Source organism: Gallaecimonas pentaromativorans (assembly GCF_003751625.1).
Classification (GTDB): Bacteria; Pseudomonadota; Gammaproteobacteria; order Enterobacterales; family Gallaecimonadaceae; genus Gallaecimonas; species Gallaecimonas pentaromativorans.
This window is the reverse complement of the sequence record NZ_RJUL01000016.1, coordinates 1-12665: the sequence shown is the minus strand read 5'-3', so window position 1 is coordinate 12665 and position 12665 is coordinate 1. Positions and strand designations below refer to the sequence as shown.

Annotated in this window: 11 protein-coding genes, 4 tRNA genes and 1 rRNA gene; all 16 read right to left on the bottom strand. The window is 55.1% G+C overall.

Translation table 11 applies throughout. From position 1 onward, the window contains the following. Positions 1–79 precede the first annotated feature (79 nt). A complete protein-coding gene (gene rpoB / locus EDC28_RS19455) occupies positions 80–4108 on the bottom strand; it encodes a DNA-directed RNA polymerase subunit beta (protein WP_123422714.1) in 4029 nt (1342 codons plus the stop codon). Between the two features lie 215 nt (positions 4109–4323). Next, positions 4324–4689, bottom strand: coding sequence for a 50S ribosomal protein L7/L12 (gene rplL, locus EDC28_RS19445; protein ID WP_008486784.1), 366 nt, complete (start codon positions 4687–4689; stop codon positions 4324–4326). Positions 4690–4736: 47 nt separating this feature from the next. Continuing rightward, positions 4737–5240, bottom strand: coding sequence for a 50S ribosomal protein L10 (gene rplJ, locus EDC28_RS19440; RefSeq protein ID WP_050660925.1), 504 nt, complete (start codon positions 5238–5240; stop codon positions 4737–4739). A gap of 251 nt (positions 5241–5491) precedes the next feature. After that, positions 5492–6190 (bottom strand): 50S ribosomal protein L1, encoded by a 699-nt coding sequence (rplA, locus tag EDC28_RS19435; RefSeq protein WP_050660924.1) that lies wholly within the window; start codon positions 6188–6190, stop codon positions 5492–5494. 3 nt (positions 6191–6193) lie between these two features. Then, positions 6194–6622 (bottom strand): 50S ribosomal protein L11, encoded by a 429-nt coding sequence (rplK, locus tag EDC28_RS19430; protein ID WP_050660923.1) that lies wholly within the window; start codon positions 6620–6622, stop codon positions 6194–6196. Positions 6623–6751: 129 nt separating this feature from the next. Continuing rightward, positions 6752–7294, bottom strand: a complete 543-nt coding sequence (nusG, locus tag EDC28_RS19425) for a transcription termination/antitermination protein NusG (protein WP_050660922.1) — start codon at positions 7292–7294, stop codon at positions 6752–6754. Positions 7295–7299: 5 nt separating this feature from the next. Next, the gene (secE, locus tag EDC28_RS19420) at positions 7300–7692 is read right to left on the bottom strand and encodes a preprotein translocase subunit SecE (RefSeq protein WP_050660931.1); all 393 of its coding nucleotides are present in this window, start codon (positions 7690–7692) and stop codon (positions 7300–7302) included. A gap of 276 nt (positions 7693–7968) precedes the next feature. Next, a complete protein-coding gene (gene tuf / locus EDC28_RS19415) occupies positions 7969–9153 on the bottom strand; it encodes an elongation factor Tu (RefSeq protein ID WP_123422713.1) in 1185 nt (394 codons plus the stop codon). 99 nt (positions 9154–9252) lie between these two features. Then, positions 9253–9328: transfer RNA gene (locus tag EDC28_RS19410), tRNA-Thr, on the bottom strand. Between the two features lie 10 nt (positions 9329–9338). Next, positions 9339–9413: transfer RNA gene (locus EDC28_RS19405), tRNA-Gly, on the bottom strand. 40 nt (positions 9414–9453) lie between these two features. Next, positions 9454–9538: transfer RNA gene (locus EDC28_RS19400), tRNA-Tyr, on the bottom strand. A 157-nt stretch (positions 9539–9695) separates the two neighbouring features. Further along, entirely contained in the window at positions 9696–10409 is a 714-nt protein-coding gene (locus EDC28_RS19395; RefSeq protein WP_123422712.1) for a type III pantothenate kinase, read from the bottom strand. Then, entirely contained in the window at positions 10390–11364 is a 975-nt protein-coding gene (gene birA / locus EDC28_RS19390) for a bifunctional biotin--[acetyl-CoA-carboxylase] ligase/biotin operon repressor BirA (protein ID WP_123422711.1), read from the bottom strand. The genes EDC28_RS19395 and birA overlap by 20 nt, the downstream gene beginning before the upstream one ends. Positions 11365–11378: 14 nt before the next feature. Then, positions 11379–12398 carry a UDP-N-acetylmuramate dehydrogenase gene (gene murB, locus EDC28_RS19385; protein ID WP_123422710.1) on the bottom strand — a complete coding sequence of 340 codons (1020 nt, stop codon included), beginning with the start codon at positions 12396–12398 and terminating at the stop codon, positions 11379–11381. Positions 12399–12489: 91 nt separating this feature from the next. Next, positions 12490–12565, bottom strand: a tRNA-Thr gene (locus EDC28_RS19380). 13 nt (positions 12566–12578) lie between these two features. Then, positions 12579–12665, bottom strand: a 5S ribosomal RNA gene (gene rrf / locus EDC28_RS20530); the annotation flags it as partial.

Below are 12665 nucleotides of genomic sequence, written 5' to 3'. Positions count from 1 at the left end.
CTTTTCTCCTATCGGAGTTAAACCCTGCGGGGCGGCGCGAACGCCGCCCCCAAACCTCGATTCACTTCGGCCTTGCGGCTTACTCTTCGTCCAGCTCGATGTTGATACCCAAAGAGCGGATTTCCTTCAGCAGTACGTTGAAGGACTCGGGCATGCCCGGCTCCATGGAGTAATCGCCATCCACGATGTTTTTGTACATCTTGGTACGGCCGTTCACATCGTCCGACTTGACGGTGAGCATTTCCTGCAGGGTGTAGGCGGCGCCGTAGGCTTCCAGAGCCCAGACTTCCATCTCCCCGAACCGCTGACCACCGAACTGGGCCTTACCACCCAGCGGCTGCTGGGTAACCAGGCTGTAAGAGCCGGTGGAACGGGCGTGCATCTTGTCGTCAACCAAGTGGTTAAGTTTGAGCATGTACATGTAACCCACGGTTACCGCGCGCTCGAACTCATTACCGGTACGACCGTCATGCAACTTGATCTGGCCTGAACGGGGCAGACCGGCCAATTCCAGCATGTCTTTGATGGTGGCTTCGGCGCAGCCATCAAAAGCCGGAGTGGCGATCGGCACACCACCTTTAAGGTGTTTGGCCAGACGGATGACTTCGTCATCGCTGAAGCTGTCGATGTCCACCTGCTGACGGTAGTTGCCCAGGGCATAAACCTTCTTCAGGAAGTCGCGCAGTTCGGCGATTTCACGCTGCTCTTGCAGCATCTCGTTGATGCGCTCGCCCACACCTTTGGCAGCCATGCCCAGGTGAGTTTCGAGGATCTGACCGATGTTCATCCGCGACGGTACGCCCAGCGGGTTCAGTACGATGTCAACGGGGTTGCCGTTTTCGTCGTACGGCATGTCTTCCACAGGAACAATGGTGGAGATAACACCTTTGTTACCGTGACGACCGGCCATCTTGTCACCGGGTTGTACGCGGCGTTTAACGGCCAAGTAAACCTTGACTATCTTCAGCACGCCAGGAGCCAGGTCATCACCTTGGATGATCTTGGCGCGCTTGGCTTCGAACTTCTTGTCGAAGTCGGCTTTGATCTCGATGAGCTGCTCGGCGATCTTCTCCAGCTCAACCTGCTTGGCTTCGTCATCGATAGACTGTTCCAGCAGCTTGGCTTTCTCAAGCTTGACCAATTTGGCTTCGTCGAAACCAGAAGACAGCAGCAGGTTCTTGGCACGGTCATAGATACCGGCTTCGAGGATCTGGAACTCTTCGGTCAGGTCTTTCTTGGCCTGCTTGAGTTGCATCTCTTCGATTTCAAGAGCGCGCTTGTCTTTCTCTACGCCGTCACGGGTGAACACCTGCACGTCGATTACGGTGCCGTAAGTGGAACCGGGCACACGCAGGGAGGTGTCCTTAACGTCGGAGGCTTTCTCACCAAAGATGGCGCGCAGCAGTTTCTCTTCCGGGGTCAGTTGGGTTTCACCTTTGGGGGTGACCTTACCGACCAGGATGTCGCCAGGCTTCACTTCGGCACCGATGTAGCAGATACCGGACTCATCCAGTTTGGAGAGGGCAGACTCACCGACGTTGGGGATATCGGCAGTGATTTCTTCCGGCCCCAGCTTGGTGTCACGCGCCACACAGGACAGTTCCTGAATGTGGATGGTGGTGAAGCGATCTTCCTGCACCACGCGTTCGGAGATGAGGATGGAGTCTTCGAAGTTGTAACCGTTCCAGGGCATGAACGCGACGCGCATGTTCTGGCCCAGAGCCAGATCGCCCAGGTCGGTGGACGGGCCGTCAGCCAGCACGTCGCCACGCACGATGGGGTCGCCCACGTTACACACCGGCTTTTGGTTGATACAGGTGTTCTGGTTGGAACGGGTGTATTTGATCAGGTTGTAGATGTCGATGCCGGCTTCGCCAGGCAGCATTTCATCTTCATTGACCTTAACCACGATACGAGAGGCGTCGACGTAGTCGATGGTGCCGCCACGTTTGGCCACCACACAGACGCCAGAGTCCACCGCTACGGTGCGCTCCATACCGGTACCTACCAGCGGCTTGTCAGCGCGCAGGGTCGGAACGGCCTGACGTTGCATGTTCGAACCCATCAGGGCGCGGTTGGCGTCATCGTGTTCAAGGAAGGGGATCAGCGACGCCGCAACAGAAACGATCTGCTGGGGACTTACGTCCATCAGCTGAATGTCGCTGGCGTTCATGTAGGTTGATTCACCCTTGTGACGGCAAGGCACCAACTCGTCCAGCAGACGGTTGTTTTCGTCTACGGAAGCGTTGGCCTGGGCCACCACGTACTGGCCTTCTTCGATGGCAGACAGGTACTCGACATCATCGGTCACCTGGCCGTCCACAACCTTACGATACGGGGTTTCGAGGAAACCGTACTCGTTGGTGCGGGCAAAGCAGGACAGTGAGTTGATCAGACCGATGTTCGGGCCTTCAGGGGTTTCGATGGGGCACAGACGACCGTAGTGGGTCGGGTGTACGTCACGAACCTCAAAGCCGGCACGCTCACGGGTCAGACCGCCCGGGCCCAGGGCCGAAATACGGCGCTTGTGGGTAACCTCGGACAGCGGGTTGTTTTGGTCCATGAACTGAGACAGCTGGCTGGAACCGAAGAACTCTTTAACGGCAGCGCTAATAGGCTTGGCGTTAATCAAGTCTTGCGGCATCAGGCCGTCCATGTCGCCCAGGGACAGACGCTCGCGCACAGCACGTTCTACACGCACCAGGCCAACGCGGAACTGGTTCTCGGCCATCTCGCCCACGGAGCGGATGCGACGGTTACCCAGGTGGTCGATGTCGTCCACTTCACCGCGACCGTTACGGATCTCGATGAGGGTCTTCATGACATCGATGATGTCCTGATTGTCCAGTACGCCAGAGCCTTCGATGGTATCGCGGCCCACGCGGCGGTTGAACTTCATCCGGCCAACGGTGGACAGGTCGTAACGCTCTTCGGAGAAGAAGAGGTTATTGAACAGGGCTTCGGCGGCTTCGCGGGTCGGCGGCTCACCGGGACGCATCATGCGGTAGATCTCAACCAGCGCTTCTAGGCGGCTATTGGTGGAGTCGACACGCACGGTCTCGGACATGTAAGCGCCGTGGTCGAGATCGTTGAAATACAGAGTTTCAACGGCCTTGTAACCGGCTTGAGACAGCTTGGCCAGCAGATCCAGGGACAGCTCCTGGTTAGCCACGGCAATGACTTCACCGCTGGATTGGTCGACATAGTCTTTGGCCAGCACCTTACCGATGATGTAATCGGTAGGTACTTCCAGTTTGTCCATGCCGTCCTTTTCCATCTGGCGAACGTGACGAGCAGTCACGCGGCGGCCGGTCTCGACCAGCACTTCGCCATCGATACCCTTGATGTCAAAGCTGGCAGTGTCGCCACGAAGACGCTCGGGTACCAGAGTCATCATCAACTTGTCTTTCTTGATCTCGAAAGTCACCTTGTCGAAGAACAGATCAAGAATTTCCTCGGTGCTGTAATCCAAGGCACGAAGGATGATGGACGCCGGCAGTTTGCGGCGACGGTCGATACGCACAAAGAGGTTATCTTTGGGATCGAACTCGAAATCCAGCCAGGAGCCACGATAAGGAATGATGCGAGCGTTGTAGAGGACCTTACCGGAAGAGTGGGTCTTACCACGATCGTGATCGAAGAACACGCCAGGAGAGCGGTGCAACTGAGACACGATAACGCGCTCGGTACCGTTTATAACAAAGGTACCGTTGTCAGTCATCAGGGGGATTTCACCCATGTAGACTTCTTGTTCGCGGATATCTTTTACGGTGCCGGGCGCCGCTTCTTTGTCAAACAGCACCAGGCGCAGTTTGACCCGCAGCGGGGCTGCGTAAGTAACACCACGGATCTGGCATTCTTGCACGTCAAAGACGGGCTCACCCAGACGGTAGCTGACGTATTGGAGCTCGGCATTGCCGGAATAGCTCTTGATCGGGAAAACAGAACGGAAAGCGGCTTCCAGGCCGTTTTGACCGTCTGGGTCCATCTCGATGAACTTGGTAAAAGAGTCCAACTGGATGGATAGCAGGAAAGGCACGTCCAGAACTTGTGAACGTTTACCAAAATCCTTACGGATGCGTTTTTTCTCTGTGTAAGAGTACACCATGGGGTTCCTCAGCTCGCGAAAGTGTGACCCACTAATGTCCGACGGGACAGTCTCAGCGCAACGTCGTTTTGTCGTCGGCAATCCGGGTGACCGAACTGCCGGAATAGGCAAAATAAACGACGCGAAATTTTGCCTATTCCTACAGCGCGAAAAGGCCGGTGGCGCTACGCCACCAGCCTTTGCCCCCGTGAAGGGGCTGTAATCTATTAACTAGATTACTTGATCTCAACAGAAGCACCGGCTTCTTCGAGTTCTTTCTTGAGCGCTTCGGCTTCGCCTTTGGAGATAGCTTCTTTGATGACAGCAGGAGCAGACTCAACCAGGTCTTTGGCTTCTTTCAGGCCCAGACCGGTAGCGCCGCGAACGGCTTTGATAGCAGCAACTTTGTTCGCGCCAGCAGCGGTCAGAACAACGTTGAACTCAGTTTGCTCTTCGACGGCAGCAGCAGCGTCGCCAGCAACGGCAACAGCAGCAGCGGCAGAAACGCCGAATTTCTCTTCCATGGCTTCAACCAGCTCAACCACTTCCATTACGGACATGGCGGCTACGGCTTCAAGGATTTGATCTTTAGTTACGGACATGACTCAAGTTCCTAATTACTGAAGTATTTGTTACACCCAAACAGCCCTTAGGCAGCTTCGGCTTCTTTTTTCTCGCGCAGTGCGGCCAGGGTACGAACCAGCTTGCCAGCGGCGGCTTCTTTCATAGTCGCCATCAGCTTCGCCAGAGCTTCTTCGTAGGTCGGCAGTTTTGCGAGACGGTCAATGTCTGCTGCAGGGATAAATTCCCCGTTAAAGGCAGCACCTTTTACCTCAAACTTGTCGTTCTCTTTGGCAAAGTCTTTGAACAGACGTGCCGCGGCACCGGGGTGCTCGTTAGAGAAAGCGATCAAAGTTGGGCCAACAAAGACGTCAGACAGTACTGAATAATCAGTACCTTCTACAGCACGACGCGCGAGGGTGTTACGAACAACCTTCACGAAAATACCCTGAGAACGGGCAGTCGCACGCAGCTGAGTCATTGCTGCTACAGTTACGCCGCGAGAATCGGCAACAACTGCAGAAAGCGCGCCTTTGGCAGCTTCGTTGACTTCAGCAACAATTGCTTTTTTGTCGTCGAGTCTTAATGCCATTGGCTTACTCCTGGATTTCACCGGTCAAACCGGTAGTAATACATGTCAGGGGAAATCCCTGACAACCTCACGGTGACAGCATCCAAGAGAGAAAATCTCTTAGGGCCTACACCGTCTGCGTAGGAAAGGTTTAAGCCTGAAGGCTCCTACGGTCTTGGACGAACGTTCAAAACTTGAACGTCGACCCATGCGAAAGCGCCAGAGTATAACACCTGCTGACGCTTTCGCCAATCTCTCTCAAAGCAGCTGGATTATTGAACGTCCAGAGAGCTTTGATCGATAGAAACACCAGCGCCCATGGTGGTGGACAGGCTGATTTTCTTAATGAACTGACCTTTGGAAGTAGCGGGTTTCGCTTTCTTCAGGGCAGCCAGCAGAGCTTCAAGGTTTTCCTTGAGCTTGCTGTCTTCGAAATCAACCTTACCAATGGTGGTATGGATGATACCGTTTTTGTCGTTGCGGTAACGCACCTGACCGGCCTTGGCGTTTTTAACAGCTTCGGCAACGTTAGGGGTTACAGTACCGACTTTCGGGTTCGGCATCAGGCCGCGGGGACCCAGGATCTGGCCCAGCATACCCACAACACGCATGGCGTCGGGAGAAGCGATAACCACGTCGAAGTCCATTTGACCGGCTTTAACTTGCTCGGCCAGGTCTTCCATACCCACGATGTCAGCGCCAGCAGCCTTGGCGGCTTCAGCGTTGGCACCTTGGGTGAACACGGCTACACGAACGCTACGGCCAGTGCCGTTGGGCAGCACGGTGGCGCCACGAACGTTTTGGTCGGATTTACGTGCGTCGATACCGAGGTTCACGGCAACGTCGATGCTCTCAACGAATTTGGCGGTGGCCAGCTCTTTGAGCAGGGCAACGGCTTCGTTGATGGCGTAGTCTTGGGTGGCGTTGACTTTCTCACGGATGAGACGCATACGCTTGGTCAGCTTAGCCATGTCTTAGTCCTCCACTACCAGGCCCATGGAACGGGCAGAGCCAGCGATGGTACGCACGGCGGCGTCCATGTCGGCTGCGGTCAGATCCGGCTCTTTGAGCTTGGCAATTTCTTCCAGCTGAGCGCGGTTAACCTTACCCACTTTATCAACGTGCGGCTTTTTGGAACCGCTCTTGATACCGGCCGCTTTCTTCAGCAGGAAGCTGGCAGGCGGGGTTTTGGTGATGAAGGTGAAGGAACGGTCGCTGTACACGGTGATAACCACAGGCAGCGGCATGCCTTTTTCCAGGGATTCTGTACGGGCGTTGAAGCCTTTACAGAATTCCATGATGTTCACGCCGTGCTGACCCAGGGCAGGACCGATCGGCGGGCTGGGGTTAGCCATACCAGCTGCAACCTGCAGCTTGATGTAGGCTGTTACTTTCTTAGCCATGATTTACCTCATTATTTGGGTTCTAGCGCCTCGAAAGAGGCTCCCCTTTGGGGTCCCTAAAGAAATTAGGGCAGCGAATTCTACTGAATCTCGCTGCCCCTGCCAAGCGACTTGACGATTTTTCGTGCGTTAGCCTTTTTCGACCTGCCCGAAATCCAGCTCTACCGGAGTGGAGCGGCCGAAGATCATCACAGACACTTTCACGCGGCTCTTCTCGTAGTCCACTTCTTCGACCACGCCGTTGAAGTCGGCAAAAGGACCATCGTTAACCCGTACCACTTCACCGGGCTCGAACAGGGTCTTGTGACGCGGCTTGTCCACAGCTTCTTGCAGACGATTGAGGATGGCATCGGCCTCTTTATCGGAGATCGGTGCCGGGCGGTCGGAGGTACCGCCAATGAAACCCATCACCCGGGGAATGGAACGTACCAGGTGCCAGGATTCGTCATTCATGACCATATGCACCAGCACGTAGCCTGGGAAGAATTTACGCTCGGACTTGCGCTTCTGGCCGGCGCGCATTTCCACTACTTCTTCGGTAGGAACCAACACTTCACCGAAATGCTCTTCCATGCCGTGCATCTTGATGTGCTCGCGCAGCGACTGAGCTACACGGGACTCAAAGCCAGAGAAGGCCTGGACCACATACCAGCGTTTTTTCTGTTCTGACATAGGTATTAGATCTCCAAACCAGTGAACCAGCCGATCACCCTTACCAGGATGCCATCCATCGCCCACAGCAGCAGGCCCATAACGGCCACAGCCGCCATGATGATAAGCGTGGTGTGGACGGTTTCCTGACGAGTCGGCCAAACAACCTTGCGAACTTCAGTGCGTGATTCCTTGGCAAAAGCCAGCGCTTGCTTGCCCTTGCGGGTCAATGCAGCCAAACCAATAGCAATGGCGAAGGCTGCCACACCAATCACAGCACGGATCAGCATGGAAGTGTCTTGGCCGTAGAAGTGGTTAACCACTACCAGGCCACACAGCAGAGCAACAACCAGGATCCACAAAACTACATCCAGCGCGCCGCCTTTGGGCTGCTGTTGATGTTCAGTATTCACACTCATCATGACCAACCTAGTCAATTTTCGTCGATTCGGAGCCATCCTGCGAATGGCGCCTCTGGCAGCGGAAACGGGGAGTCATTTTATCGTTCTCTCCCAGGCGCCATAGCGCCCTCTTCCACTACCTTTCCAGTTAATTTGCGACCTCGCGCAAGCGAGCTGCCGATACTAACAGAATGTGCGCAATATTTCTTCTGGGATTATGAGGCCACAGGATTTTTTTCGCTTACTCAGAAAAACAGGGCGCCGAGGCGCCCTGTTTTCTGGCAATCATCGCGATTAGGCGATGATTTTGGCTACTACGCCGGCGCCTACGGTACGGCCACCTTCGCGGATAGCGAAGCGCAGACCTTCATCCATCGCGATAGGAGCGATCAGCTCTACTACCATCTGGATGTTGTCGCCAGGCATTACCATCTCTACGCCTTCTGGCAGTTCGATGGTGCCGGTCACGTCAGTAGTACGGAAGTAGAACTGCGGACGGTAGCCTTTGAAGAACGGAGTATGACGACCACCTTCTTCTTTGCTCAGCACGTACACTTCGGATTCGAACTTGGTGTGCGGCTTGATTGAACCAGGCTTACACAGTACTTGGCCACGCTCTACTTCGTCACGCTTGGTACCACGCAGCAGAACACCTACGTTCTCACCAGCACGGCCTTCGTCCAGCAGCTTGCGGAACATTTCTACGCCAGTACAAGTGGTTTTGGTGGTCGGGTTGATACCGACGATTTCCACTTCTTCACCAACTTTGACGATGCCTTGCTCTACACGACCGGTTACTACGGTACCGCGGCCGGAGATGGAGAACACGTCTTCCACAGGCAGGATGAACGGCTTGTCGATAGCGCGCTCCGGCTCAGGGATGTAGGTGTCCAGGGCTTCGCCCAGCTCGATGATCTTGGCTTCCCACTCTGCGTCGCCTTCCAGCGCTTTCAGAGCAGAACCTTTGATGACCGGCAGGTCGTCGCCAGGGAAGTCGTAGGCGGACAGCAGTTCGCGCACTTCCATTTCGACCAGCTCTTGCAGCTCTTCGTCATCAACCATGTCGCACTTGTTCATGAACACGATGATGTAAGGAACGCCTACCTGGCGACCCAGCAGGATGTGCTCACGGGTTTGCGGCATCGGGCCGTCGGTGGCAGCTACTACCAGGATCGCGCCGTCCATCTGGGCAGCACCGGTGATCATGTTTTTGACGTAGTCGGCGTGGCCGGGGCAGTCAACGTGGGCGTAGTGACGAGTCGGGGTATCGTACTCAACGTGAGAAGTGTTGATGGTGATACCACGAGCCTTTTCTTCCGGCGCGTTGTCGATTTGGTCGAAAGCGCGGGCAGCACCGCCGTAGGTTTTGGCCAGTACGGAAGTGATGGCGGCAGTCAGGGTGGTTTTACCGTGGTCAACGTGACCGATGGTACCTACGTTGACGTGCGGCTTCGTACGCTCGAATTTTTCTTTAGACATGATAGTCCCTCGGTTCACAATTTGACTGGCCACAAGGCAGTCTTCAAAAATGGCATTTACAAGAAAGATATTATGGCTTGAAAGGCAGGGAGGGAAAAGTGGTGCTGATAGGCAGATTCGAACTGCCGACCTCACCCTTACCAAGGGTGCGCTCTACCAACTGAGCTATATCAGCACACATTATTTGGAGCGGGCAGCGGGAATCGAACCCGCATCATCAGCTTGGAAGGCTGAGGTAATAGCCATTATACGATGCCCGCTAACTATCCCTTTTTGAGAGGCTACCTCAAACCATGAATATGGTGGTGGGGGAAGGATTCGAACCTTCGAAGGCTGAGCCGTCAGATTTACAGTCTGATCCCTTTGGCCACTCGGGAACCCCACCGAATTGTCCTGTCCTGATTCGAGCGTATTGCACGCTGCAGGCCGGTCAGAAGCCCATTAAGTGGTGCGCATTCTAAGAGAGAGTGAAAGCCAGGGCAATAGCTTGTTGCAGCTATTTGCCTGTAAAAGCGGTCACTTGTGCAAACTTTGTCCAACAGCTAAGAGTAGAGGGCCAGTCCTTCAAGCACCAGGTCAGGCCGGTACCTTCCCAAAGAACCCATTGAATTGGGCAAGTGGCGAATACCACCGCCGGTAAAGAACAGGGGAATGTCCTGGCCAATCTGGGCCTTTGCCGTGGCGATGGCTGAGGTTACAAAGCCTGTGACCATGGCACGGCAACCGGCATATAAGCCGGTGCCGGTGCTGGCGCCAAAAACCAGTTCCCCTTCGGTAGGCTCAAGGCCAATGACCTTCGCCGTCCGGCTCAGTACCGCATCGGTCATCATTTGAAAGCCAGGGGCGATCCAACCGCCAAGGTGCTGGCCGTTGTTATCGATAAGGTCCGCTGTGGCAGCGGTACCGATATCCAGCACCAAGCAGGCGCCTTTAGCTTCATTAAAAGCGGCCAGCATGGCGAGCCAACGGTCAACCCCTAAGCGCTGCGGCTCGGCATAGGCACTGGTGACTCCAAAAGCCTTGGCCTCACTTTTAATCTCAAGGCACTCAATACCCTGCGACATGGCAAACGAGAAAAGCGCTTCGGCTATTGCCTCATTGCCCACAGAAGCGAAGAGCATCCGTTGGCAATCTGCCGGCACCGGCATCGCCGCAATCTGCTCGGCTTGAAAACGTATAGAGGGGGACAACTCTGCCCCCGAAAGCACCGCCGATTTAAGGAAGCTGTTACCGGCTTCAACCAAGAACGTTGTCATGGCTTCTCATTGATAATTCGCCGCCATAAATGCGGGTAACCTGGCCGCCGGCTTCCAGCAGCAAGGCGCCATCGCCTTCAATACCGCGGCAAATACCCACCTGCTGGCTCTTCTCGTTTTTAAGGACAACGGCCTGCCCCCAAAAGCAATCCAAGCGATTCCAATCATCAACAAAGGCGGCAAGGCCTTTATCGGCAAAAAGGGCGAGGGCTTCGTGCAAGGCACTGATGACCTTATTAGCAAGCTCAGTACGGTCGACTTGCTGACCATAGATTTGCTGTAAGTCCACCCAGGGTTGATCTATCCTACTGGCCGATTCTGGGGGCATGGCCACATTAAGGCCGACACCGATAATGATGTTCACCGGCCCATTAGCTTGGCCAACCATCTCCACCAGAATACCGCCTAGCTTGCGGCCATTGTGGTAAAGGTCGTTTGGCCACTTAAGACGTACCGCATCACCCAGCCAATCATTAATGGCTTTGGCAACGGCGACGCCGGTCACCAGGCTCAACCCTTGTAACGCGGCATGGCGGCTATCTAATTGCCAGAACAGGCTGAAATAGAGGTGGGCTCCAAAGGGCGAAACCCAAGTCTGCCCTCTTCTACCCCGCCCGGCAGTTTGACACTCGGCCAGCACCACGTCGCCGCTGGTCAGGCTAGCAGCGTCTTTTAGTAGGTCGTTGGTTGAACCAACTTCGGACCATACCTGAAGGTTCTCGCCAATGGACGCTTTGAGCCTGGATTCATCCAGTAAGGAGATGGGATACGGCAGGCGGTAACCTTTGCCTTTGACGCTGAACACGTCCAGGCCAAGGCGCCTGAGTTCTGCCATCCGTTTGGAGATTGATGCGCGGGACAGGGACAGCATTTCTCCCAGTTCCTCGCCTGAATGGAAGCGCCCATCAGCAAGCTGCGCTAACAGCAGCTGATTGGCGGGGTCGAGTTTTTTCATTTGAACGCATCTATTTAAAGTGAAAATTCTCCCGATGCGCCAATCAACCGGATCTCAGGGACCAGTCGGATACCAAACTTGGCTTCTACGTCATCCCGGATCTGACGCGCCAGCGTCAGCACATCATTGGCGGTCGCTTGGCCATAGTTGACCAAAACCAGTGCCTGATGCTGGTGCACGCCTGCTCCCCCCAGGCGCTTGCCCTTCCACCCGGCCTTATCGATAAGCCAGGCGGCTGGCACCTTGACCTGCTCATCGGCTTGGATAAAGCCTGGCAAGTCGGGATAACCTTCTTTCAACGCATCGAATGCTGTTCTTGTAATTGTTGGATTCTTATAAAAGCTACCGGCGTTACCCAAAAGAGAGGGATCAGGTAATTTAGCCCGGCGAACCGACTTGACCAGCTCGCTAATCTGGTGTGGTTCAGCGCCATCATATGCCAGTTCACTAAGCGGTGCATAGTCCAGTACCGGTTGCCACTGCTTTTCCAGTCGCAGGCCAAGGGCAGTGATAAACACCTTGCCTTGCAGCTCACCTTTAAAGATGGAGTCCCGGTAACCAAAGCGACATTCTTCGCGACTCAGCCGGTGCAGGCCGCCACCGTCAAAATCGATAAACTCGACGTACTCGCAGCGCTCGGCCAGTTCCACCCCATAGGCACCGATATTCTGGATGGGCGCCGCTCCGGCTGTCCCCGGTATCAGCGCAAGGTTCTCAAGGCCGCCAAGGCCCTGTGCTACCGTCCAATCCACTAGTTCAGGCCAGCTTTCGCCCCCCATCACATGCAGGTGATAAGCGTCATCGCTCTCACGCACTGTTCGCCCTTGGAGGGCGTTCTTGAGAATGAGCCCTTCATAATCTTCGCAGAACAGCACATTGGAACCGCCGCCAAGAGCCAAGACATTGGCGCTGGCAGCCAAGGGCAGAGCTTCGCGCAACGTATTGATGTCTTCCAGCAGGCAAAAACCTGAGCTATTGGCCGCAAGGCCGAATGTATTAAAGGGCTGAAGGGGAGTGTTGGATAGGATGTGCATGGTGAGAACCGCTTTTAAGAGGCGCTTAGTGTATCCAAGATGCCAGAAACGAAAAAGCCCCGGCCAAAAGACCGGGGCTCATTCATTTTAGTGGTGCTGATAGGCAGATTCGAACTGCCGACCTCACCCTTACCAAGGGTGCGCTCTACCAACTGAGCTATATCAGCACGCATATTAGGTGCCTGGCGGTGACCTACTCTCACATGGCGAATGCCACACTACCATCGGCGCGGCTGCGTTTCACTTCTGAGTTCGGAATGGAGTCAG